The sequence below is a fragment of the Amycolatopsis sp. NPDC059657 genome, from assembly GCF_042734395.1.
Lineage (GTDB): Bacteria > Actinomycetota > Actinomycetes > Mycobacteriales > Pseudonocardiaceae > Amycolatopsis.
Genome location: NZ_JBHWEB010000140.1, coordinates 1 through 22720 on the forward strand (window position 1 = coordinate 1; position 22720 = coordinate 22720).

At 68.5% G+C, this 22720-nt stretch carries 26 protein-coding genes; 13 read left to right on the forward strand and 13 right to left on the reverse strand.

What is annotated here, in order from left to right:
* Positions 1 to 145 precede the first annotated feature (145 nt).
* The gene (locus ACFV15_RS41820) at positions 146 to 1096 is read right to left on the reverse strand and encodes a chitinase (RefSeq protein ID WP_378358211.1); all 951 of its coding nucleotides are present in this window, start codon (positions 1094 to 1096) and stop codon (positions 146 to 148) included.
* Between the two features lie 265 nt (positions 1097 to 1361).
* Here ACFV15_RS41820 and ACFV15_RS41825 point away from each other — a divergent pair, with 265 nt between their 5' ends.
* Together ACFV15_RS41825 and ACFV15_RS41830 are read left to right on the forward strand one after the other, a co-directional pair.
* A complete protein-coding gene (locus tag ACFV15_RS41825; protein WP_378358212.1) occupies positions 1362 to 2600 on the forward strand; it encodes an MFS transporter in 1239 nt (412 codons plus the stop codon).
* Positions 2601 to 2766: 166 nt separating this feature from the next.
* Positions 2767 to 4086 (forward strand): GGDEF domain-containing protein, encoded by a 1320-nt coding sequence (locus ACFV15_RS41830; RefSeq protein ID WP_378358214.1) that lies wholly within the window; start codon positions 2767 to 2769, stop codon positions 4084 to 4086.
* A gap of 63 nt (positions 4087 to 4149) precedes the next feature.
* On the opposite strand, the gene ACFV15_RS41835 is transcribed toward ACFV15_RS41830, so the two are convergent.
* The 4 genes from ACFV15_RS41835 to ACFV15_RS41850 are packed head-to-tail and all read right to left on the reverse strand — an operon-like array spanning position 4150 to position 6609.
* The gene (locus ACFV15_RS41835; RefSeq protein ID WP_378358215.1) at positions 4150 to 5115 is read right to left on the reverse strand and encodes an isopenicillin N synthase family dioxygenase; all 966 of its coding nucleotides are present in this window, start codon (positions 5113 to 5115) and stop codon (positions 4150 to 4152) included.
* A complete protein-coding gene (locus ACFV15_RS41840) occupies positions 5112 to 5555 on the reverse strand; it encodes a nucleoside deaminase (RefSeq protein ID WP_378358217.1) in 444 nt (147 codons plus the stop codon). Before ACFV15_RS41840 ends, ACFV15_RS41835 begins: the two co-directional genes overlap by 4 nt.
* Before the next feature lie 10 nt (positions 5556 to 5565).
* Complete coding sequence (locus ACFV15_RS41845; protein ID WP_378358219.1) at positions 5566 to 6201, reverse strand: GNAT family N-acetyltransferase; 636 nt, start codon at positions 6199 to 6201, stop codon at positions 5566 to 5568.
* 30 nt (positions 6202 to 6231) lie between these two features.
* Positions 6232 to 6609, reverse strand: a complete 378-nt coding sequence (locus ACFV15_RS41850; protein WP_378358221.1) for a MerR family transcriptional regulator — start codon at positions 6607 to 6609, stop codon at positions 6232 to 6234.
* Positions 6610 to 6674: 65 nt separating this feature from the next.
* Here ACFV15_RS41850 and ACFV15_RS41855 point away from each other — a divergent pair, with 65 nt between their 5' ends.
* Genes ACFV15_RS41855 through ACFV15_RS41865 form a run of 3 tightly spaced genes read left to right on the forward strand, consistent with a single transcriptional unit; the run spans position 6675 to position 8902 of the window.
* Positions 6675 to 7529, forward strand: coding sequence for a polysaccharide deacetylase family protein (locus ACFV15_RS41855; RefSeq protein ID WP_378358223.1), 855 nt, complete (start codon positions 6675 to 6677; stop codon positions 7527 to 7529).
* A 54-nt stretch (positions 7530 to 7583) separates the two neighbouring features.
* Positions 7584 to 8381: a thymidylate synthase gene (locus ACFV15_RS41860; protein ID WP_378358225.1), complete on the forward strand. Its 798-nt coding sequence runs from the start codon at positions 7584 to 7586 to the stop codon at positions 8379 to 8381.
* Positions 8378 to 8902, forward strand: a complete 525-nt coding sequence (locus ACFV15_RS41865) for a dihydrofolate reductase (protein ID WP_378358227.1) — start codon at positions 8378 to 8380, stop codon at positions 8900 to 8902. Before ACFV15_RS41860 ends, ACFV15_RS41865 begins: the two co-directional genes overlap by 4 nt.
* Here the strand turns inward: ACFV15_RS41865 and ACFV15_RS41870 are convergent.
* From ACFV15_RS41870 to ACFV15_RS41890, 5 genes are all read right to left on the reverse strand, one after another.
* Entirely contained in the window at positions 8839 to 9363 is a 525-nt protein-coding gene (locus ACFV15_RS41870; protein WP_378358229.1) for a GNAT family N-acetyltransferase, read from the reverse strand. The two genes, ACFV15_RS41865 and ACFV15_RS41870, sit on opposite strands and share 64 nt — an antisense overlap.
* A gap of 131 nt (positions 9364 to 9494) precedes the next feature.
* Complete coding sequence (locus tag ACFV15_RS41875) at positions 9495 to 10394, reverse strand: class I SAM-dependent methyltransferase (protein ID WP_378358231.1); 900 nt, start codon at positions 10392 to 10394, stop codon at positions 9495 to 9497.
* A gap of 148 nt (positions 10395 to 10542) precedes the next feature.
* Complete coding sequence (locus ACFV15_RS41880; RefSeq protein WP_378358232.1) at positions 10543 to 12072, reverse strand: hypothetical protein; 1530 nt, start codon at positions 12070 to 12072, stop codon at positions 10543 to 10545.
* A gap of 111 nt (positions 12073 to 12183) precedes the next feature.
* A complete protein-coding gene (locus ACFV15_RS41885; protein ID WP_378358254.1) occupies positions 12184 to 12375 on the reverse strand; it encodes an inorganic phosphate transporter in 192 nt (63 codons plus the stop codon).
* A 234-nt stretch (positions 12376 to 12609) separates the two neighbouring features.
* Positions 12610 to 13917 (reverse strand): MFS transporter, encoded by a 1308-nt coding sequence (locus ACFV15_RS41890; RefSeq protein ID WP_378358234.1) that lies wholly within the window; start codon positions 13915 to 13917, stop codon positions 12610 to 12612.
* A 215-nt stretch (positions 13918 to 14132) separates the two neighbouring features.
* On the opposite strand from ACFV15_RS41890, the gene ACFV15_RS41895 reads away from it, so the two are divergent.
* The 3 genes from ACFV15_RS41895 to ACFV15_RS41905 all read left to right on the forward strand — a co-directional run bounded on the left by ACFV15_RS41895 (position 14133) and on the right by ACFV15_RS41905 (position 15899).
* On the forward strand, positions 14133 to 14792 hold the full coding sequence (locus ACFV15_RS41895) for a hypothetical protein (RefSeq protein WP_378358236.1): 660 nt from the start codon (positions 14133 to 14135) through the stop codon (positions 14790 to 14792).
* Positions 14789 to 15148, forward strand: coding sequence for a hypothetical protein (locus ACFV15_RS41900; RefSeq protein WP_378358237.1), 360 nt, complete (start codon positions 14789 to 14791; stop codon positions 15146 to 15148). The genes ACFV15_RS41895 and ACFV15_RS41900 overlap by 4 nt, the downstream gene beginning before the upstream one ends.
* Before the next feature lie 274 nt (positions 15149 to 15422).
* Positions 15423 to 15899, forward strand: coding sequence for a hypothetical protein (locus tag ACFV15_RS41905; RefSeq protein ID WP_378358239.1), 477 nt, complete (start codon positions 15423 to 15425; stop codon positions 15897 to 15899).
* A gap of 46 nt (positions 15900 to 15945) precedes the next feature.
* Here ACFV15_RS41905 and ACFV15_RS41910 read toward each other — a convergent pair whose 3' ends face one another.
* A complete protein-coding gene (locus ACFV15_RS41910; RefSeq protein WP_378358256.1) occupies positions 15946 to 16560 on the reverse strand; it encodes a TetR/AcrR family transcriptional regulator in 615 nt (204 codons plus the stop codon).
* 98 nt (positions 16561 to 16658) lie between these two features.
* On the opposite strand from ACFV15_RS41910, the gene ACFV15_RS41915 reads away from it, so the two are divergent.
* Genes ACFV15_RS41915 through ACFV15_RS41930 form a run of 4 tightly spaced genes read left to right on the forward strand, consistent with a single transcriptional unit; the run spans position 16659 to position 20270 of the window.
* Positions 16659 to 17411: an SDR family oxidoreductase gene (locus ACFV15_RS41915; RefSeq protein WP_378358241.1), complete on the forward strand. Its 753-nt coding sequence runs from the start codon at positions 16659 to 16661 to the stop codon at positions 17409 to 17411.
* Entirely contained in the window at positions 17408 to 18190 is a 783-nt protein-coding gene (locus ACFV15_RS41920; RefSeq protein ID WP_378358242.1) for an SDR family oxidoreductase, read from the forward strand. Before ACFV15_RS41915 ends, ACFV15_RS41920 begins: the two co-directional genes overlap by 4 nt.
* A complete protein-coding gene (locus ACFV15_RS41925) occupies positions 18183 to 19739 on the forward strand; it encodes an acyl-CoA carboxylase subunit beta (RefSeq protein ID WP_378358244.1) in 1557 nt (518 codons plus the stop codon). The genes ACFV15_RS41920 and ACFV15_RS41925 overlap by 8 nt, the downstream gene beginning before the upstream one ends.
* 51 nt (positions 19740 to 19790) lie before the next feature.
* Entirely contained in the window at positions 19791 to 20270 is a 480-nt protein-coding gene (locus ACFV15_RS41930) for a universal stress protein (RefSeq protein WP_378358246.1), read from the forward strand.
* A gap of 43 nt (positions 20271 to 20313) precedes the next feature.
* On the opposite strand, the gene ACFV15_RS41935 is transcribed toward ACFV15_RS41930, so the two are convergent.
* Entirely contained in the window at positions 20314 to 21129 is an 816-nt protein-coding gene (locus tag ACFV15_RS41935) for an enoyl-CoA hydratase-related protein (protein WP_378358248.1), read from the reverse strand.
* 286 nt (positions 21130 to 21415) lie between these two features.
* Between ACFV15_RS41935 and ACFV15_RS41940 the strand changes: the two genes are divergently transcribed.
* Positions 21416 to 22042, forward strand: a complete 627-nt coding sequence (locus ACFV15_RS41940; protein ID WP_378358250.1) for a TetR/AcrR family transcriptional regulator — start codon at positions 21416 to 21418, stop codon at positions 22040 to 22042.
* 160 nt (positions 22043 to 22202) lie between these two features.
* Here ACFV15_RS41940 and ACFV15_RS41945 read toward each other — a convergent pair whose 3' ends face one another.
* Entirely contained in the window at positions 22203 to 22604 is a 402-nt protein-coding gene (locus ACFV15_RS41945) for a hypothetical protein (RefSeq protein WP_378358252.1), read from the reverse strand.
* Between the last annotated feature and the right edge of the window lie 116 nt (positions 22605 to 22720).

Below are 22720 nucleotides of genomic sequence, written 5' to 3' on the forward strand. Positions count from 1 at the left end.
CCCACGGCCTGGCCACGCGAGACCAGGGGTCGTGAGTGTTTAGACCGGTTAGAACCGGCCGTACCACTCACGACGCCACGTTTGGGTTTCCGGGCCAATAACCGCCCGCAACGCGCACGAGCCCCTGGGGGCGTGAAACTATGCCTTAGCCGGTGTAGCCGGCGACGATCTTGGTGAAGTCGTACTTGCCCTGCGAGATGCCCGCGCAGTTGTTGCAGTCGCGGTTGGTCGCCCAGAAGGTGAAGCGCGCCAGGTGGTGGCTCGCCGCGTAGTCCCTGATCGACTTGAAGTTCGCGACGCTGACGACCTCGCCCGCGTTGTCCGTCTTGCCGTTCATCGAGGACAGGCCGCTCTTGCGGTAGGCCGCGTCGTCGGACAGGCCGAACGTGGCCTTGAGGTGGTTCTTCAGGCCGTCCACCGCGCTCTTGGTCTTGCCGACCATGTCGCCGCCGCTGGAGAAGTCGAACGGCATGACCGACCACGCGTCGATGTTCGCGCCGATCACCTTGGACTGGTTGACCAGCCGCTTGCCGGTCGCCGACAGGCCGCTGACCTCGGTCGGGATGGTGATGACCACGCGCAGGCCGGGGTTCTTGGCCTTGGTCAGCTTGACCGCGTTCAGGATCCGGTCCTGCACGGTGTTGTTCTCGAACTCATCGGTGTTCTCGATGTCGAGGTCGATCGCCTTGAGCTTGTAGGCGTCGATGACCTTCTGGTACGCGCCGGCCAGCGCGGTGGCCGAGGTGCACTTGGCGCCGAGCTTGGTGCCCGACCAGCCGCCGAACGACGGGACCACGTCGCCGCCCTTGGCACGGATGGTGTCGATCATCGTCTTGTCCGACCCGGTCAGCGACCGGGTGCCGTCCCACTTGGGGTTGCAGCCGCCGTCGGACAGCATGAACGCGAGCGTGAACGTCTTGACGCCGGTCGCGTCCATCGCCGCGGTGGGGCTCGTCTGTCCCTCCCACTGGTACAGATAGGGAGACGCGAGGATGGGGTCCGGTGCTGCCGAAGCCGACGGCGCGAGGCCGACGGTGGTGGTGATCGCGGCGGCTACCGCGCTCGCGACGGTCAGCAGACGGCGTGCTTTCTTCAACGGTCCTCCAAGGAAAGTGACGGCACGTCAGCGTTGACGTGCTCAGTTGGAAGCCCTCGTTGCTTGATCCGGCGGTATCAAACGAAGTGAGGTCGCCCTCGGGTCGAAAAACACGACCTGAGGGCTTTAACACTGGACTGGACCAATATCGAATGTCAAGGCTCTTAACGAATGCGCTGACCGTACTAAAGGAGGTTCACTTAGCGCGTCCACATGCGTACCATGCGTGGGAGTTCCGGGTGGGCACGGTGCTTGGGAGACGTGCATGGCCGATGGGGTGGAACGTCCGGCGAGCTTCGGGTCGGTGCTGGCCGTGCCCGAATTCCGGGCGATCTGGCTGGCCGAGCTGCAATCCGTCTTCGGCGACCAGCTGGCCAGGGTCGCGCTGTCCGTGCTGGTCTACGACCGTACCGGGTCGGCGGCCTGGCCGGCGCTGACGTACGCGCTGACCTACCTGCCCGATCTGATCGGCGGCCCGCTGCTGTCCGGGCTCGCGGATCGCTTTCCCCGCAAGGCGGTCATGGTCAACGCCGACGCCGGGCGCGCCGTGCTCGTCGGGCTGATGGCGATACCGGGGCTGCCTTTGTGGCTGCTCGCGACGCTGCTCGTGCTGACGCAGCTGCTGAACGCGCCGTTCACCGCGGCGCAGGCGGCGATCATGCCGTCCGTGCTCAGCGGCGACAAGTATGTCGCGGGACAATCCATCCGGCAGATGACCGGCCAAACCGGACAGCTGGCGGGATTCGCGCTCGGTGGCGCGGTGATCGCCGCCATCGGGCCGGGCAAAGGTCTTGCCGTGGACGCGGTGACGTTCGCGGTTTCCGCGCTGGTGATCAGATTCGGCGTCCGGTCGCGCCCCGCGGCGGGCGCGAACGCCGACGGGACAAAGGTTTCGCTGTTCTCGGGCCTGGTAGCGGGAGCGCGCACGATTTGGAGTGACTCCCGGTTGCGGTCGCTGGTGATGCTGGCGTGGCTCGCCGGTTTCGTCATCGTCCCGGAAGGACTGGCCGTCCCCTACGCCGCCGAAATCGGCGGAACGGCCGCCACTGCCGGATTGTTACTTGCCGCGCACCCCGCCGGGATCGTGGTCGGGGTGTTCCTGTTCGGCCGTCTGGTGGCACCCGGCACGCGCCAACGCCTGATCGGCGTACTGGCTGTACTGGCCATCGTCCCGTTGGTCGGTTACGCATTGCGTCCGGGTCTGCTGCCCGCGATCGGCCTGCTGCTGGCGTCCGGTGCCTGTGCGGCGTATCAGGTCACCGCGGCCGCCACCTTCATGCGCCTGGTGCCGGACGCCGAACGCGGTCAGGCGTTCGGGCTGGCCGGATCAGGCCTGATCGCGGCACAGGGAGTCGGCTTGGTGGTGGGCGGTCTGCTGGCCGCCGTGCTGCGCTCACCCGCGCTCACGGTGGCTGTCGTGGCGGCCGTGGGAGTGCTCGTCGCACTCCCGGTCGCGGCCGCGTGGCGACGAGCCCGCCGCACCTTTCCACTGTTGCCTCTTTGACTCGCTGTAGTCGTCGGCGCTCACCAGTTCTGTCCACGCATGGCACTTCACCTCCTTTCATGGCTCACGGAGCGTTCCCGTGCGGCGGTCCGGCTGCCCCCGGATGACCGAGTGACAGTTGATATACGTTCGGCTACGTTGCTCGAATGGCGGGGAGCCAAGGGTTATGACCGCGCACGGACTCCGTGGCGGACAGGGGTTCACGGGACGGCTGCTGCCGTTCCGTGTACGCCGATGGGCGCTGTGGGAGCTACCGGGTCGCGTCGTGCTGGGCTATGTCCTCGCCATCGATGTGCTGGCCGTGGTGGCGACCGGTTTCGCGTTCTCCTCGTCTCCAGTCGGTGTGGGCAACCTGCTGCCCTTCATGGTGCTGATGACTTGCAGCCTGGTCTATACCGAAATGTCCAGGCCGATCGAAAGAATCCGAGAACGTTATGCCGCTACGCCTCATATCGACCTGAACTCCGTCTGGATGTTCGCCGCCGTGGTGCTGTTGCACCCCGGCCTCGCCGCCGTCGTGATCAGCACCTCGTACTTCTACCGGTGGACGAGGGTCCAGCACAATCCCTTGCACCGCCGGATGTTCAGCACCGCCGCCGCGGTCGTCGCGGCCATTCTGGCCGATTGGTTCCTGATGTCGACAGGAGGGCACGCCTTCGCGGAGGTCTGGCCGCACGATCTGGGCACCTTCCTGCGCCTGGTCGGGGCCGGCGCGATCTTCTTGGTGAGCAACACGATCCTGATCACGCTGGCCGTCTTCGGCACAACTCCCGAAGTGCGCTTGCGCGAGGCGATGGGCACGCCCGCCGATTACGCGCTCGAGTCGGCGACCATCGCGCTGGGCATCGTGCTCGCGTGGGCGCTGGTCGACTGGCCGGTCGCGTTGCTGCTCATCCTGGGCATCACCCTGGTGCTGCACCGGAGCGTGCTGATCCGGCAGTTGCGCGACCAGGCACGCGCCGACTCCAAAACGGGCCTGCTGAACGCTTCCTCGTGGGCCGAGGCGGCCGCGGTCGAGCTGTCACGGCCACGGCGTCCCGGCGGGACCACCAGTGTGCTGATGCTCGACCTCGATCATTTCAAGCTGGTGAACGACCGGCACGGGCATCTGGTGGGGGACAGCGTCTTGCGCGCGGTCGCGGACACCCTGCGCGCCGAGCTGCGGGCAGGCGACCTGGTCGGCCGGTTCGGCGGCGAGGAGTTCGTCGTGCTGCTGCCGGACACGAGCCGGTTCGACGCTTTGGCGATCGCGGAGCGCATCCGGTGCCGGGTCGCGGCGACGACGGTTTCGGTCGCGGCGGGCGATCCGCACAAGGTGGGCGTGACGGTGTCGATCGGCGTCGCGGCGCATCCGCGTGACGCGGGCACTTTGGACGGGCTGATCAAGGTCACGGACAAAGCCTTGTACCAAGCCAAAACCGCGGGACGCAACCGCACGATCGGCTACGACAAGCACGAGCCCTCGATCCGCGAAGACGTCGCCTGAGGTCGTGAGTGGTACGGCCGGTTCTAACCGGTCTAAACACTCACGACCTGCCTTCCCCCTCAATCAGTCCGAGACCGTGATGGCCGCGAGTTTTTCGTGCAGGTACTCGGAAGCGAGCACTTCCGGATAGGCCGTGTGCCCCAAGGGCGGTCCCAGCGAAGAGATCCGCGCGTCGTGATCGGTCTCGTAGAAGAAGATCAGGGAGACCAGGTCCTCGTCGGGGGCCGAGGCGTCGGGCGGGAGGACGCGGTGGCGGGTGGAGCGCCAGCGGTCGCCGGTCCAGCGGGCCATCAGGTCGCCGATGTTGACCGTGAACGCGTCCGGGTCGAAGGGGGCGTCGACCCAGCGGCCGTCGGAGGTATAGACCTGCAGGCCGCCGACGCCCGCTTGGCGGTCGAGGATGGTGACAGTGCCGAAGTCGGTGTGCGGTCCGATGCGGAACTGGTCGGGCTCCGGGGTGCCGACGTGGGTCATCGGCGGGTACCAGTTGATGTTGAACGTGTACGTCGGATGCCCGGTGTGCCGGGTGAAATGGTCGGCTGGCAAATCCAAGGCGGCCGCGAAGATGGTCAGCAGCTCGTCCGAAAGCGTGCGCATCCGTCGCATGTAGCCGGTGGCCGCGTCGGCGAAACCGGGCACTTCGGATGGCCAGACGTTGGGCTGGAACCAGAACGCGTCGATCTCGGCGAGACCGACCTGATCCGAGGCGCCGACCGAGTAGGACTCCTTGAGATCGGGGGGAGTGGGGGTGCCTTCGGCGTACCCGTTCGCCTCGACCCCGGGCGGCAGCCAGCCGCGGCCGCCGACCGAGACGGCGTACGGCGCCTTGGTTTCGGCGGGCAGCGCGAAGAACTCCCGCGCGAGCGCGCGGGTGGTGGAGCGCTCCTGCTCGGAGACGCCATGGCCGGTGATCATGAGGAAGCCGGACTCCCGTAGCGCTTCGTCGATCGCCTCGGCCACCTCCCGTTTGCCCGAACCGGTGCCTTCGAACCACGGTGTCAGATCGACCAGCGGAACGGCCTCGCTCACAGTTCCTCCCCGATGTCTTCGAACCACAGCTCCGGCCGGGTCTTGATGAACTCGGTCATCAGGTCGACGCACACCTTGTCCTCGAGCACCGTCACGCCGACGCCGTTCTCGGCGAGCCAGTCATGGCCGCCGTGGAACGTCCGCGCCTCGCCGATCAGGACCCGCGGGATCCCGAACTGCCGCACGAGGCCACTGCAGTACCAGCATGGCGAGAGCGTGGTGACCATGATCGTGTCGCGGTAGTGCGGGCGCCTGCCCGCGTTCCGGAACGCGGCGGTCTCCGCGTGCAGCGACGGATCGCCGTCCTGGACCCGGCGGTTGTGGCCGCGGCCGAGCAGCTGCCCGTCCAGGGTGAACAGCGCGGCGCCGATCGGGACACCGCCTTCGGCCTTGCCGAGCAGCGCCTCCTCACGGGCGACGGCGAGCAGTGACTCGTTCATGAGCCCACTGTTAAGGCTTGCCGAGGGATTTGGCAAGCCAGGCGCCGGTCAGCGGCCGGACCTCCGCCCAGCCGAGTGCCAGGTACAACGCCCTGCCGTCGTCGGTGGCCGCGAGCACGGCCGTCTTCGCGCCCGCGTCGTGGGCGAACCCGCTCAGCGCGCCCATGACGACCCGGCCGAGGCCGCGCCTGCGATGCGCGGGCTCGGTGACCACCTTGTCGATCACGGCGTACTCGCCGGCGAGCCCGGTCTGCGCGCGAGCCGCGATCTCGCCGTCGGCGGCGTAGACGATCGCGTCGGCCCGGTCGCCGCCGTCCTTCAGCTCGAGCCGGTAGCGGTCCGGCGGGGTGGGCTGCTCGACGTGACCGAGACCGATGGTCATCAGGTAGCCGGGTTCGTCGTTGGTCCAGCCGGGCATCAGCGTCGCCCGCACGTCCCCGAACACCTTGATCCACGTGCCCTGCTCGCTGAGCCCGGCCACCCTGGCCCGCACCAGGTCCGGGTCGGCCGAGGGCAGGATGTAGCGCACGCGATGGTCGGGCAGGCCGACATCGATCCGCCAGCCGTCGGGCTCCGTCACGGGGGCGCTGGTCTGCCGGGACACCGCCCAGCCATGCACCCAGGCCCGCACCAGGTGATCTTCCATGACGTCATCCTGACACGGGGCACCGACAGTTCAGGCGTCTTCGGCGGACGCCGAATCCAGGGCCGCGTCGATCACTTCGCCGAGCACGTCACGGGAGTTGGCCAGCTCGACGAGCATCCGGTCGATGCGGTCCCGTTCGCCGATCAGCTCGGCCACCAGCCGAGGGGTGGCGATCTCCGACGGGCCGCCGTCCGCGTCCCGCATGCAGGGCAGCAGCCGCGCGATCTTCTTGCTGTGCAGGCCCGCCGCGAACAGCTCCTGGATGCGGATCACCCGGTCGACCGCTCGCTCGGGGTAGTCACGATGACCGCCGGGCGTGCGGCCGGCGGCCAGCAGCCCCTGCTGCTCGTAGTAGCGCAGCGACCGTTCGCTGACCCCGGTACGCCGGGCGAGCTCACCGATCCGCATAGAGGCCCTCGCGTCGTGAATTCGGGGTTGAACCTGACACCGATGTTAACTTCTACCGTGTCGTCATGACGAGCACAGCTGATCTCTTCGACTACAGCCCGATCACCGAGCGCCCGCCGATCACCTGGCCGGGCGGCGCCCGCGTCGCCGCCTACATCGGGCTCAACGTCGAGCACTTCCTCATCGACCGCCCCTCCACCAGCATCTGGCCGGGCACGGCGGATCTGGTGCCCGACGCGCTCAACCACGGCTGGCGCGACTACGGGTCCAGGGTCGGCATCTGGCGCACCATGGAGAGCCTGGACCGGCACGGCATCCGGGCCAGCGTGCTGCTGAACTCGGCGGTCGCCGAGCACCACCCGCAGATCATCGCGGCGGGCCTCGAGCGGAACTGGGCCTGGCTCGCGCACGGGCGGACCAACTCCATCCCGCAGGCCGGGATGACCCGCGACGAAGAGCGCGTGTTCCTCACCGAGGTCGTCGAGACCATCACCGCCGCCACCGGCAGGCGGCCGCAGGGCTGGATGGGGCCGGGCCTGACCGAGACGTTCAACACTCCGGCCCTGCTCGCCGAGCTCGGCCTGAGCTACACGCTGGACTGGACGAACGACGACCAGCCGTACTCGTTGAACGTGCCGGGCATGATCAGCGTCCCGTACTCGGTCGAACTCAACGACCTGCTGCTGTTCGGCAGGGGGATCACCGGCCCGGAATTCCTCCGGATGGTCAAGGACCAGTACGAACAGCTGCACGCCGACTCCGAGCACGGCGGCCGGGTCATGGCGCTCGCACTGCATCCGTTCGTGATCGGCCAGCCGTTCCGGCACAAGTACCTGGACCAGGCGCTGGAGTACCTCGCGTCGCGGCCGGACATCTGGCTGACCACCAGCGACGAGATCGCCGGGCACTACCTGCGCTGACTGTCCACGAAGGACACGCGATCGGGTGTGCCGCCATGGTCTAGGCTCGCTGGCATGCCGGACACGCAGTACGAAGACCTGCTACGCCACGTGCTCGAAACGGGTGCCCGTAAGGAAGATCGCACCGGGACGGGCACGCGGTCGATTTTCGGTCACCAGTTGCGCTACCGCCTGTCCGACGGGTTTCCGCTCATCACAACGAAAAAGGTCCATTTCCGCTCGATCGCGTACGAGCTGCTGTGGTTCCTGCGCGGAGACTCGAACGTCACCTGGCTGCGGGAGCACGGCGTCACCATCTGGGACGAGTGGGCCGCGCCCGACGGTGGTCTCGGCCCGGTCTACGGCGTCCAGTGGCGGTCGTGGCCGACCCCCGGCGGCGGCCACGTCGACCAGATCAGTGAAGTCCTCCGCACGCTGCGCGAGAACCCCGATTCACGCCGCATGATCGTGTCCGCGTGGAATGTGGCCGAGCTCGGGCGGATGGCGCTGCCGCCGTGTCACCTGCTGTTCCAGTTCTACGTCGCCGACGGCAAGCTCTCCTGCCAGCTGTACCAGCGCAGCGCGGACCTGTTCCTCGGCGTGCCGTTCAACATCGCGAGCTACGCGCTGCTGACGCACATGATCGCCGACCAGGTCGGCCTCGGCGTCGGCGACTTCATCTGGACCGGCGGCGACTGCCACATCTACGACAACCACGAGGACCAGGTCCGCACGCAGCTCGCCCGCGAGGCGCGGCCGTTCCCCGAGCTCAGCCTGAAGCCGGCGGACGACCTGTTCGCCTACACCTACGAGCACATCGCGCTCGGCGGCTACGACCCGCACCCCGGTATCAAGGCGCCGGTGGCGGTGTGATCGGGCTCGTCTGGGCCCAGTCGGCGAACGGCGTCATCGGCCGCGACGGCGCGCTGCCGTGGCACCTCCCGGAAGACCTGAAGCATTTCCGCGCGCTGACCACGGGCGCGACCGTGCTCATGGGCCGCCGCACCTGGGAGTCGCTCCCGCCGCGGTTCCGCCCGCTGCCCGGCAGGCGCAACCTGGTGCTGTCGCGCCTGCCGCAGGAGGGGGCGGAGACGTTCCCCGACCTGCCGAGTGCGCTCGCCTCGGAGACCGGGGACGTGTGGGTGATCGGTGGCGCGGCCGTCTACACGGCGGCGCTGCCGTTCGCGGACCGCGTCGTGGTCACCGAGATCAAGGAGTCCTTCGAAGGCGACACCTGCGCGCCGGAAGTGGGGCGCCCGCCGGACTCCACCGGTCCTTGGCTCGAGTCGACGACCGGGTTGCACTACCGGGTCTTGACCTGGGACCTGAGTCAGGCGGCGATGTCGTCCAAGCGCCGGACGAACGTGACGCGGTCGAACCCCGGGCCGTCGTAGTCCGGCTGGAAAGGCCTGCCGTCGAGTTCTGCGGGGCCGGGGTCGGCCACGAAGCCGATGCTGGTGTGGAACGCGTACGACCCGGCGTTGCCGGCCGGTGTCACCGCGCGCACCACCGACCGTCCATTGAGGACACTGTAGTCGAAGAACCTCCGGTAGAGATGCTGGGCGATCCCGCGCCCGCGATAGTCCGGCGAGACGCCGGTGAAATGGACGTAGCTCTCGTCGGGGCGGCTCTGTGACAGGAAACCGATCAGGAAGCCGATCACCGCACCGTCATGCTCGACGAGCCGGCTGCCGTCGGTGAAATGCTGGAAGTAGAACCGCGGCAGCACCAGCGCGCGGTCCTTCGCTCCCGAGCCCGCCCACCAGCGGTCCATCGCGGCCAGGACCTTGGGGTGGTCGTCCGGCACCGGGTTCCGGATCAGCGCGCCGGGGAGGGAGGGCAGCTCATCGTCCATGTGGCCACCCTAGGAGCAGGCACCGCGGGTGAGCGGCTCCTGAGTTGCTCGGGTCTCGGGCGTCGACGCGTGCCGAGTTCCGCGACAACCACAAACGAATCATGACCAGAGCCCCGGCACCGGTGGCGGTGTCACGACTCACCCAGTTGGAAGTGCCAGATGACCAGCGCCGGCGCACCTGCGCTGGCGGCCCGTGTCGCTTCGGGCACCATGTCGGCCAGACACCACGGCCACAGCTCCCACGGTCCTACCGCCCCGAATGTGCTTGTCCGATCCGCGGGCCCCGGCCGTTCGCTGGTCGGCACGGGAGGTTCCTCGCAGCGACGCACGTGCAGTCCCACCGGCAGCGCGGCACGCAGGTAGTCCCCGGTCAAGTGGCGGTAGGCGCTCAGCCGTCCAGGTCGGCCATCAGCACTGCGCACGGGTGGAATCGCGCCCTGCGCCACTCGCTCGGGGTGGATGTCGGCGATCACCAGGTGCCCGCCCGGACGCAGAACCCTGGCGAACTCCGCCAGCACCGGCTCGAGCGCCGGGATGTGGGTCAGTGCCAAGGCGCACACGACCAGATCGACCTCGGCGTCGGCCACCGGGAGTCGGTGCAGATCACCGAGCAGGAACTCGCACCGCGGCACCCGCGTACGCGCCCGCGCGAGCATGTCGGGCGAGCCGTCCACACCGATGACCCGATGACCACGCCCGGCCAGAAACTCGGCATAGCGACCAGTTCCGCACGCGGCGTCCAGAGCGACACCCACGGGCAGGGAGTCCACGATCTCCTTGACCACGGGCTCGTCGATGTCGAACGCCGAGTTGGGCCGGTCATACGTCGCCGACCACAGTCGATAGCCCGTCACCGTGTCGAGCCGGTCGACTTCCACGGCTGCTTTCGCCAACGCCTCGTCGGCGAGCACTCTGCGGATCTCCGCGATTCGGGCCTCCACGAAGTCGCGGTCGAACTCTCCGGTGAATGCGCGCAACAAGGCAATGCCCTCAAGTCCGAGCAGGTACGCCCGCGGGTCTTCATAGATCACCCGACGGAGGCTAACGACGCGTCTCCGGGTGAGCCATTGAATTATCGGGGTTCTTCGCTGCCGACCGCTCGGTTTCACAGTGGCCGATGGAGAGCCAATCTTCTCGGCGCGGATATGGCGACCCAATACTTCCTCGAAGTCGAATCCGCTACTCCGCTTCGTTGACGATGTCGTCGATGTCCTTACCGGAATCCCGGATGGCCTTGTACGACTCCTCGACGATCGCACTGCCCAGAACGCCGCCGGCGAACCCACCGGTGGCACCGCCGAACCGCCCGCCGAGCGCGCCTCCCGCGAGACCGCCGATGGTTCCGGCGGTAACTTCGTCCGCTGGCTTCCCGTCCGACAGCTCGTAGCCGATCGCCGCGCCGGTCATCATCCCGCTCGTCACCCGTGCGAGCTTCTTGGTGATCTTCGCGGTCTGCTGCCCTGCCCGGAAATCGTCCGCGGCCTGGGTGGCCACCGTCCTCAGCGCGTTACGCTTCTCGGTCAGCTCAGCCTGGCGTTCCGGTGGAATGCTGCCGTCTGGCAAGCGCACGGTCCGCTTGAAGTCGGTCAGCTCGCGCGCGGAGTTGCGCGCGTTTTCCGCCGAGGTGGCGAACTTCTTCTGCGCCTTCTCCTGCATCTTCTCGAAGTTGTGCCCGGCGCCTGCGTCCAAGGTCGCGAGCCCCATCTTGATCGGGTTCACCAGGTCGTCGCCGATGCTGTCGGCGATCTTCTGGGGAACCGGCTTACCAGCGTCGTCCACGTATTCGAGCCAAGCGGCGTTCCGCTTCGCGGTCTTGACGAGGCCGTCGAGTGTCGCACGCGCCTCCGTGCCCTCCGGCTGCTGATCGCGAAGACCCGCCAGCGCCTTCGCCTGGTCCTTGGCAGGTTCGACGCCTGCCTCGATCTCGGCCTTGACTTCCAACGCCCTCGGCCCGCTCACCGGAGCCGCCGGCTGTTGGTAGCCACGCCGGATCGTCGGCTTCGGCTTCGGGGGCGGGACGAGGTACTTGTTCCGCGGACCCGCGAGGTGCTCAAGTCGCTTGGCCTCGGTTTCCGCCTCATCCGCGAGCTTCGCCGTGGCCTTCCAGGCTTGGAGCGAACCCACCGGTCCCTTATCCCGCTTCCTGGCCAGCTGATCCGCGCGCTCGCGGACCTTGTCGGCGGCTTGCTCGATCTCCGCTGCCGTCTCCACCGCCTTCAGCCCGTTGACCTGTGTGGTGTTCCCGCCTGCCGATCCGGTGTCACGGGTCTTCAGGTAGACGTTGCCCTTTCCGGTTTCCTTGGCTCGCTTGTTGTTCTCTTCGCGTTCGTTGTCGCGGGCGTTGAGCGCCTTGAGTTTCCGATCGTTCTGATCTTCGATCGGGTTCTTCGGCGCTCGTTCAATGGAGGCTTTTCCGGCTTTTTTGGCTTCTTCTGGCCGCTGCGGCGATTTCACGTTCTGTGCGGGGGAACCGGCCTTGGTCTCCTTCTGCGCCTGCTTGGCCCGACTCGGATTCACCTGCGGTGAAGCTTTGGTCTGCTTCGGAGCGGCTGGAGCGGCCTTCGGCTGCGGCTTGGCGGCGGTGGCGTCCCCGTCCAACAGTTTCGCGTGCGCGGAAGTCGCACCCAGCACGCCGAAAGCCATCGCGATAAAGCCGCCGGAAAGCGTGTATTTGATCACCCTGGCCACGGCTACTGTCGTGTCCTTCATGCTTCGCTCCCTTATCCGGTGAGGTATGCGGCGTCGAGCAGCATGGGCCGGGCCGGTTCATTGGTGATTCATCCCGGTGGCTCGGGTTCGACCCGCGGAAGCGGGAATCGCTCAGACGAGACGCGTGACCGTGTAGACGAGCGCGGCGGCAGGGAGGTTGGGTACCCACGCGGTGACGATGTTGCCAGCCACCGCCCAGCGGACAGTCGAGCGGCGCCGCGTCGCGCCGGCACCCATGATCGCGGAGGTGATCACGTGCCTGGTGGAGATCGGCGCGGCGAACACGAAGGCGGTGAAGTACAGGCCTGCTCAGCCCGTTCGCCGACTCGCCGGTGATGGCCAGCCTCGCCGTCGTCTGCTTCGGTTCGGCTCATTACCCACTGGGCGTCGCCGCGATGGCCATGGGCGACCAGGAGTTGGCCGTGCACCGCGCTCCAGCACAACCTCGCTTTGGCACACTGGCCCGCCGTCGCACTGTGCGAAACCCGTCATGCGGAAGCGGCGGCGGTGAGACCAGACCTATGACATCACGCACGGTCAGTCGGCAACGCTTGCTGCCGGACGGACGCGAGCTCGTTTGGCGAGCATGCTGATGGAGACCAGCGCGACCACGGCAAGCACGATGATGTAAACCGACACGGACATCGACGTCCCGGTGGATTCGAGCAGCAGGACCATGATGAACGGTGCGAGCCCGCCGCCGACCACCGCGCTGAGCTGGTAGCCGAGTGAGGCGCCGGTGTAGCGCATTTCGGGGGTGAACAGTTCCGCGAACAACGCGGCCTGCGGGCCGTACATGATGCTGAGGAACACGCTGGCGACGAACGAGCCGACAACCAGTAGCGGTAAGGACGCGGCGTCGATCAGCAGGAACATCGGCACCGCCCAGATGAGCAGGCCGACCGCGCCGAAGGTGTAGATCTTGATCCGCCCGATCTTGTCGGACAGCCCCGCTGCCAGTGGGATGATCGCGAGCTGCGTGCAGCTGATCAGCAGCGTCGCGGTGAGCACAGTGGTCCGGTCCATGCCGAGTTCGCGGGTGGTGTAGTCCAAGGTCCCGGTGATCAGGATGTAAAAGGTCGCGGTGTTGACCGTGAACGACCCACCTGCGAGCAGGACCGTGCCGAGGTGGTTGCGCAGGATTTCCCGCAGCGGCGAGCTCTTCCTGGTCGTCGCCGCGGCGGCCGCCCGGCGGAATTCGGGTGTTTCCTCGACGTGCCGGTGGATGTACCAGGCCAGAGCGAGTACGAGAACACCGACGAGGAACGGCACTCGCCAGGCCCACGTCAGGAAGTCCGCGGCTGGCGCGACCTTGGACGCGACGAGGAAGACGGTATTCGCGAGCACGACGCCGATCGGGACGCCGAGTTGGACGAGGCTGCCGTAGAGCCCGCGTTTGCCTTCGGGGGCGTATTCGGTGGCGAGCAGCATCGCGCCGCCCCATTGCGCCCCGACCGCGACGCCTTGGACGAGTCGTAGCAGCACGAGGATCAGGGGCGCGGCGATGCCGATCGACGCGTACGTGGGCAGCAGGCCGATGGCGGTGGTCGCGACGCCCATGACGGCGATCGCCAGTACCAGAACGGGTTTGCGCCCCCGTTTGTCCCCGAGGTTCCCGGCGATGATCCCGCCCAACGGCCTGGCGAGAAACCCGACCGCGAAGGTGGCGAACGAGGCGAGCACCCCGGCAGCCGGATTCCCGGCGGGAAAGAACGTCTTCCCGAAGACCAACGCCGCCGCGATACCGAATACAAAGTAGTCGTACCACTCGACCGAGGCGGCGAGCGCGGCGGCGGTGGCGGCCCTTCGGCGATGCTTGGTCGAGATGATCGGGTCTGGTGCCATGAGGATCACCCTTCAGCGGGTCGGAGAGTCCCGCGAAGTTAGCAACCGCTTAGTATGTGGTCAACGTCTCAGTCGGGTGAATCGATACCGACCAGACGGTATGCGGACCGGCCGCTGGTCCCGCCAATGCGGGTCTTAAGTCCCTGGGGGCGACCGCCCCGCCGCGCGACCGTGGACAGGCCGCCGGAAAACCGGCGCCGTCCGGGGAGGTCGCGATGAGGCTCGTGCGCTTGTGGGTAGGCATTGTCTTGGTGGCGGTGGGCGTGTTCGGGATCCTGGACGCCGCCGGGATCGTCGGATTCGGCGTGACCGTCGGACGCTGGTGGCCGCTGGCGGTGATCGGGCTGGGGCTGTCGGCCATGTGGTCGGAGCGGCGAGTTTCGTTCGGCCCGGTGGCCGTCACCGGCCTCGGGCTGATGCTGCTGGCCGGTCAGCTGGAGTGGGCGGACAGGGACCTGTTCTGGCCGGCGCTACTGCTGCTGGCGGGCGCTGCACTGCTCGCCGGGCTATGGCGCCGGGAGACGGGACGGCCCGCGCGCGAGGACTCACTGGTGATGTTCGGCGGCGCCAAGACGGTGGACCGCTCCGAGCACTTCCGGCATGCCGACGTGGCGGCCATCTTCGGAGGTGCGACGCTGGACCTGCGGCACGCGCACGTGGATGGCGAGGCGAGCGTCGACGCGTTCGCGCTCTTCGGCGGCGTGGACGTGCTCGTGCCCAAAGACTGGCAGGTGACGATCGGCGGCCTGCCGATACTCGGCGGCTACGACGACAAGACCACCGGTGGTGACGAGCCGCGCCCGGACGCGCCGCACCTGAAGGTCAACGCCACTGCTGTCTTCGGCGGCGTCGGCGTCGCCAACGAACCGAAATGACTCTCCGTGGACGGGCCACCGGCGTGGTGCCAGGTCTGCTGGCGAGCGCCGTTCTCCTCGGCTGCGGCGCCGAACCCGGCGCGCCTGCCCCCAGTCCCTCGCAGACGAGCGCCCCGCTGCCCGCGACCAGCCCGCCCGCGGTGATCACAGTGACCGGAACCATCATCGAAGGCGTCGAACCCGGCTGTCTCGTCTTGACCACGGGATCGGCGCTCTACCTGCTGATCGGTGGTGCCCGCGCGGCGTTGGTGCCGGGCCGTACGGCCACTGTCCGCGGTCGCCCGCGCCCCGGCCTGGCGACCACCTGCCAGCAGGGCGTCCCGTTCGAAGTCGAAACCGGCTCCGCGCCGAGTTGACGCCGCGGCGCCCTGAACGAGGAGACCATCATGCGCCTGTCCTCGCTGCTCGTGTTACCGCTCGCCTCGACGTCGCCCGGTTCGAGGCGGGCGCCGAACCCTGTGCCCGTGCGGTGACACGTCAGGTCATCCCGCCCGCCACGGCTCGGTCGACTCCATCCCCGAATGCCTCGAGCCGGGACGTGCGGACCGGTACCGACTGGACGGTATCCATGTGACGTAATCGGCTTCGACTGTGACCATGGTGAAACCCTGGTCCGGCACAATGAGCCGCATGGGGGCAGAAGAACGCGACAAGGACTGCCTGTGGGTGACTGTCGGGCACAGAGAGCAAGGTGAAGATCCCCGCCGCTCCCGCTTCGGCAGGGGACAGCTCGTCACAGTCCGGCGTGGCAAACGGGGTTTCGCGAGCGTGCGCTGCGACTGCTGCGACTCGACGCTGCGCGTGATGGTGCACGGCTCGCGCTATGACCGGTCGATGGGCACCGCGCGGCAGGACGACAACCTGCTACGGGTCACCGCCTTCGCCTGGCTCGGCTTCCTCGCCGGGATCATTCCCTTCGCATGGGGAGCGGGCGTGCTGGTGTCGGCCGTGTGCGCCGCGGTGGGCGTGGCGATCGGGCTGCGCTGGATGCCGATGGACGAAGCGCCGAAGCGGTACCCGATCGCGTACGTGATCGGTGGCTCGAAACCGTTGAAGCATGTGGTGCGCGGCGCCTACGTGGCGACCTACGAAGCCGCTGTGACGTAGCCCGCGCTTGGATACCTACTAGTCGGTATGCGACGCTGTCCCGGTGTCACACCGTCCGTGCGCCCAGCATCCGCAGCACGAGCTCGCCGTATTCGCGCCCGAGCGCGGCGGGGGTCTGCCGGGTGCGGTCGGTGTACCAGCGTGCGACGTCGACACCGAGCGAGAGCACCGCGCGGGCGGCCGTCCACGCGTCGGGGACGGTGAACACGCCGTCGGCCACACCCTGGCCGATGACCTCGCGCACCGTCTGCTCGATCCGGCGGCGCAGCTCGGCGACGATCGCGAGCTCCTTCTCGGGCAGCGCCTGCAGCTCGTACTGGACCACGCGCGCGACCGTGTGCCTGCGCGCGTGCCAGGCGACGAAGTCCTCGGTCAGCTCGCGGATCGTCTCGGCAGGGCCGAGCTTGCGCGAGACCACGTTCTCGACCAGCGCGAGCGTCTGCTCGTGGCCGCTCTTGCTGATCGCGAAGAGCAGCGCGGCCTTGGACGGGAAGTGCACGTAGAGCGCGGCGGGGCTCATCCCGGCGGCGCCCGCGATGTCCCTGGTGGTGGTCGCGTGATAGCCCCGGCGGGCGAACGACTCGACCCCGGCGAGCATCAGGCGGCGTGCCGCTTCGGGCTGGACGTCCGGCCACAGTTCGGCGGGCAGCGACACGGTCATCGCCAGATCCTCCTCCATCACCGGCGGGGTTGACACACCCCGCACGTTCCACCCAGTGTAGTAAGCGGGCGCTTAGTCAGAACAGGAGATCCACACCAGTGAACTCGTTCAAAGATCGGGTGGCCATCGTCACCGGAGCCAGCCGGGGTATCGGGCTGGGCATCGCCAAAGAACTCGTGGAACGCGGCGCCAAGGTGTGCATCACCGCGCGCAACCCGGAACCGCTGGCCGAGGCGGTCAACGAACTCGGCGGCCAGGACGTGGCCATCGCCGTCGCGGGCAAGTCGGACAACGCCGAGCACCAGGCCGAGGCCGTCGCCAAGACGATCGAGGCCTTCGGCAGGCTCGACATGCTGGTCAACAACACCGGCATCAACCCGGTCTACGGCCCGATGCTCGACATCGACTTCGCCGCGGCCGCCAAGATCATGGCGGTGAACCTGCTGGCCCCGCTGGCGTGGACACGCGCGGCGCGCGACGCGTGGATGGGTGAGCACGGCGGTTCCGTCGTCAACGTCGCCTCGGTCGCCGGCCTGTTCGCCTCGCCCGGCATCGGCATGTACGGCGTCAGCAAGGCCGCGCTGATCCGGATGACCACCGAGCTCGGCGCCGAGCTCGGCCCGAAGATCAGGGTCAACGCCGTCGCGCCCGCCGTGGTCAAGACCAAGTTCGCCACCGCGCTGTACGAAGGCCGCGAGGAGGAGGTCGCCTCGGCGTACCCGATGAAGCGGCTCGGCGTGCCGTCCGACATCGCGGGCGCGGTCGCCTTCCTGCTGTCGGAGGAGGCGGGCTGGATCACCGGCCAGACACTGGTCCTCGACGGTGGTATCACGCTGGTCGGTGGCATGTGAGCACGGAGATCGCGGGCGCGGGCGTCGTCATCACCGGTGGCGGTGGCGGGATCGGCGCCGCGCTGGCCCGTAAGTTCGCGGGCGCGGGCGCGCGGGTGGTCGTGTCCGACCTGTCCGCCGACGGCGCGCAGGCGGTCGCCGAGGAGATCGGCGGCACCGCCGTCACCGCGGACGCGGCGAGCGAAGAAGGCATCGAGCGGCTGATCGCGGTCTCGCGGGAGAAGCTCGGCGCCATCGATCTGTTCTGCGCCAACGCGGGTATCGCGCCCAACGGTGGCCCGGAGACCCCCGAGGATGTCTGGGCGCGTGCCTGGGACGTCAACGTCATGGCGCACGTGCGCGCCGCCAAGCTCCTCCTGCCGGACTGGCTGGAGCGCGGCAAGGGTCATTTCCTGGCCACGGTTTCCGCGGCGGGCCTGCTGACCAGTCTCGGCTCCGCGCCGTACGCGGTGACCAAGCACGGCGCGCTGGCCTTCGCCGAATGGCTGAGCGCCACCTACCGCCATCGCGGCGTCACGGTGCAGGCGCTGTGCCCGCAGGGCGTCAACACGGACATGTACCAGTCCACCGGCGAGGCGGGCGCGCTGCTCATGGGCGCGTCGCTGATCGAGCCGGAGAAGGTGGCCGAGGACGCGCTCAAAGCCGTTGGCGGCGACGAGTTCCTGATCCTGCCGCACCCCGAGGTCGCCCAGTACTACGCCGCGCGCGCGACCGCGACCGACCGCTGGCTCGGCGGGATGAACAAGCTGCAGCGGAAGGTCGAAGACGCACTTGGCTGAGGACTGGGAGCCCGAGGTCGCGGAACTGCGGCGCAGGCGTGCGCTCGCCGAGCGGATGGGCGGCACCGAGAAGGTCGCCCGTCAGCACGGCGCGGGCAGGCTGACGGTCCGCGAGCGCATCGAAGCGCTGGTGGACCAGGGTTCCTTCGACGAGGTCGGCGCGCTCGCCGGTTCGGCCGAGTACGCCGCAGACGGCTCCCTGTCCTCGTTCGTGCCCGCCAACTTCGTGGTGGGCACGGCCCGGCTCGACGGTCGCCGGGTCGCCGTGGGCGGCGACGACTTCACCGTCCGCGGTGGCGCGGCCGACGCGGGCATCATGGGCAAGCAGATCTACGCCGAGCGGCTGGCGAACGAGCTCGGGATGCCGCTGGTGCGCCTGATCGAGGGCACCGGTGGCGGCGGCAGCGTGAAAATGCTGGAGCAGCACGGGTTCACGTACGTGCCGTTCAACCCCGGCTGGGATCTGGTGGTCGACAATCTTTCGGCGGTGCCGGTGGTTTCGGCCTGCCTGGGTCCCGTCGCGGGACTGGGTGCCGCCCGCGCGGTCATGTCCCATCTCTGCATCCTGGTGGAAGGCGCCGGTCAGCTGTTCGTCGCCGGGCCGCCGCTGGTGAAGCACGCGACGGGGGAGGACCTCACCAAGGAGGAACTCGGCGGCGCCGCCGTGCATCGCCGCAGTGGTGCCGTCGACGTGATCGTCCCGTCCGAGGAAGCCGCTTTCCAGGCGGTGCGCGACTTTCTGTCGTACTTGCCATCCAATGTGGACTCCTTGCCGCCCGTTGTGGCCAGTTCGGACGACGTCGCACGTCGCGACGAGGACCTGATTTCGCTCGTGCCCCGCGACCGCCGGAAGCCCTATCGGCTGCGGCCGTTGCTGAACGCGGTGTTCGATACCGGGTCCGTGTTCGACTACGCCTGCTACGGCGGCTCGGCGTACGCCGGACTGGCCAGAGTGGACGGTCACCCGGTCGGCGTCATCGCCACGGATCCCTACCGCGGCGCGACATTGACCGCCGAGGGCGCCGACGCGATCACCCGGCTGGTCGACCTGTGCGAGACCTTCCATCTGCCGATCGTGAACCTGACCGACCAGGCTGGCATGGTGATCGGACTGGCAGGCGAGAAGCGCGGCTCGATCCGCCGCGGCGCGCGGGCGATCACCGCCGTGTACCAGGCGCGCGTGCCGGTCGCGGAGATCATCGTCCGGCGCGTGTTCGGCGTCGGCGGGGCCGGGATCACCAACCGGCACCGGCTGGTCCGCCGCTGGGCCTGGCCGTCGGGGGACTGGGGCTCGCTGCCGGTCGAAGGTGGCATCGAAGCCGCCTACCGCGCGGAAATCGAGGCAGCCGAGGACCCGGCCGCGCACATCGCCGCGATCCGCGAGCGCCTCGACGCGGTGCGGTCGCCGTTCCGCACGGCCGAGAAGTTCGCCGTCGAGGACGTGATCGATCCGCGCGACTCGCGGCCGTTGCTGTGCGAGTGGGTGCGCGACGCCTACCGGGTGCTGCCGAAACTGCTGGGCAGGCCGTCTTTCGGGGTGCGGCCCTGACACCGGTTTGAAAGGTGATCAGGCGGGTACTTCCCCGGCGAGGTGAGAGCTATGGGAACGGGTCCGGTGATTCTGGGCTTCGACGGGACGCCCGTGTCCGAACGCATGATCGCCGAGGTCGGCGGGCTGCTGGGGGAGCGTGACGCGCTGGTCGTGACAGTGTGGGAGACGGGCAGGGTGTTCGACCTGACCGCCGGGCCCGCTGCGACGCTGGCCGGGCCGGTGGCCCCGATCGACATGCGCACCGCCGAGCAGCTCGACAAGGCGGCTCACGACTCCGCGCAGCGGACCGCGCGCCGGGGCGCCGAGCTGGCACTCGAGGCGGGCTTGCGCGCGGAAGGGCTCGCCGTCGCCGACGAGGTGACGGTGGCCGAGACCCTGGTCCGGCTGGCCACCGAGCACAAGGCGTCCGTGATCGGCGTCGGCGCGCACCGGCACGGCAGGCTGAGCGAATTGCTGCTCGGCAGCACCTCGAAGGACGTGCTGCGGCTCGCGCCGTGCCCGGTGCTGGTCATCCGCGACGAGTCGTGAATGTTCGCGACGGTCAGCGCATTCGGCGTCACTCCCCGCCGGGTCAGGGATAGGCGGGGAAGTTCGGCGGGCGGCGCTCGTTCCAGCTGGCGAGTCCCTCCGGGAGTTCCGGGCGGCCGAACGAGTCGAGCATCAGCGCCGTGGCTTCCTTCGCGGCCGCTTCGAGCGGGAGCGCGGCTTCGCGGAACAGCTGTTCCTTCATGATGGCCATCGAACGCGGGGCGCTGTGCGTCGCGAGTTCGGTGGCGTAGGCGTGCGCGCGCGGCAGAAGCTCTTCGGGGGCCACCACTTCCTGCACGAGCCCGTAGTCGAAGGCCTGCTCGGCGGTGAACGTGCGGCCGGAGAGCAGGAGATCGAGCGCGCGGCCGCGGCCGACGAGGTCGGGGAGCAGCTTCGCGACGCCGTATTCGGCGACCAGCCCGCGCCGGGCGAACGAGGTGGCGAACTTGGCGCCAGCGGCGGCGAACCGGATGTCCGCCGCACAGGCGACGACGAAACCGAGCCCGGCGCAGCCGCCGTTGATCGCGGCGATCACCGGCTTCGGCGTGAAGGCCGCCGCGAGCACGTTGCGGAACCCGTCGTGATCGTCGAGGTCCGCGGCGGGCGGCGCGCTGGAGATGTCGTCGAGCAGCCCGAGATCCGCGCCAGGGCAGAAGGCGCGCCCGGCGCCGGTGACGACGACGGCGCGGATCGCCGGGTCCTCGCCCGCCTGGCGCAGCAGGGTGCCGTAGCGCAGCTGCATGGCCTGATCCATGGCGTTGTGCCTGGCGGGCCGGTCGAAGGTCACCGTGGCGACCCCGCCGTCGACCACGTGGCCGACACCGTCCACTGTGGACTGCTGATCGGGTCCTGGGCTCATGCCTCCATACTAAGCGGGCGCTTAGCTTTCGTCGAGGGGTTGACGGGCCAGGTGCGGCCTCCTAACGTCGGCATACCGACTGGTCGGTGCGAACTGCGAAGGGTGCCTGAATGATCCCGTATGCCGCGATGCCCCTCCTCGGCACCGAGTCACGCGACCGGGGGTAGTGTTCATGGCTGTCCGGGTGACAATGCCGCGCCGAGACCAACCAGTCGGTACGCTTACCGTCCGAGTGGGACGGTCCGCGGCCTGGCGGGCCAGGCAAGGTGACGAAGGTGGCACTGCGATGACGAGAGCAAGTACCCGTAAGCCGGCCGTCGCCGCCGACGTGCACGCCGACGAGACCTCCGTGCCGCGGCGGCTGCTTTCCCATGCCACGAAGCTCTTCGCCAAGAAGGGCTTCGACCGCACCTCGGTCCAGGAGATCGTGGAGGCGGCAGGCGTCACCAAGGGCGCCATGTACCACTACTTCGGCTCCAAGGACGATCTCCTCTACGAGATCTACGCGCGCGTCCTGCGCGAGCAGACCGAGCAGCTGGAGAACGTCGCGGTCACCGAGCTGCCACTGCGTGAGCGCCTGCGCGCCGCCGCGTCGGACGTCGTGGTCTCCACGATCGCCAACCTCGACGACAACAAGATCTTCATGCAGTCGATGCACCAGCTCAGCGCCGAGAAGCAGAAGGCGGTACGCGCGGAACGCCGCAAGTACCACGAGCGCTTCCGCACCCTGGTGGAGGAGGGGCAGTCGACCGGCGAGTTCCGGGACGACAAGCCCGCCGACGTCATCGTCGACTTCTTCTTCGGTTCAGTGCACCACCTCGGTTCCTGGTACCGCCGCAGCGGTTCGCTTTCGGCCCGTCAGGTCGGCGACCACTACGCCGACCTGCTCCTTTCGTCGTTGCGCCCTGACTAGGGCGTGTCTCGTGGCTCTTGCACGCGGTAGCCGCGCCCAGGCGGCCGCTGGCGGCACCGCGCGATCACCCGAGTACAACCCGGTACGAGGATGATCCCGCGGCACCGCCGGCGACCACCTGGATCACGACTCCCATCGCACAAGATCCACGAGACACGCCCTAATCCGGCGGGCGGGATCTGGCGAACACCGATCGCGGCCTGATCTCGTCGAGCCTGCGTTCCACCACCGTGCCCACCGGCCAGAACCTGATCAGATCGAGCAGCGACTCGGCTATCTCCGGCGCCAGTTCGGACTCGTAGCCCGCCGCGCCGAGACCTGACCGCAGCGCTTCGACGTACTCGGCCTTGGTGAAGCCGGGGAGCTCGGCCACTCGTGCCGTGGTGGAAGCCCGGCTGGAACTCAACCCGGAGAACCCCCTGCCGCAGCCACATTCGCCGTCGGGATTCCGTTCGTCGTCGGCGCAGGCCATGCCGATGAAGACGAGTTCGCCCTCGACGCATCCGTTGTAGTCGTTCGTCCGCATGCCCTGGGTCTGGCCGGTGGCCACCAAAAGCTTCATGTCCTTCTCCTGCTCTCGTGTGCTGGTTCGATTGATGATCCAGTGATAGCAGGAGGCACCGACAGTTCCGTGAAAACGACCGGGTCGTGAGTGGTACGGCCGGTTCTAACCGGCCG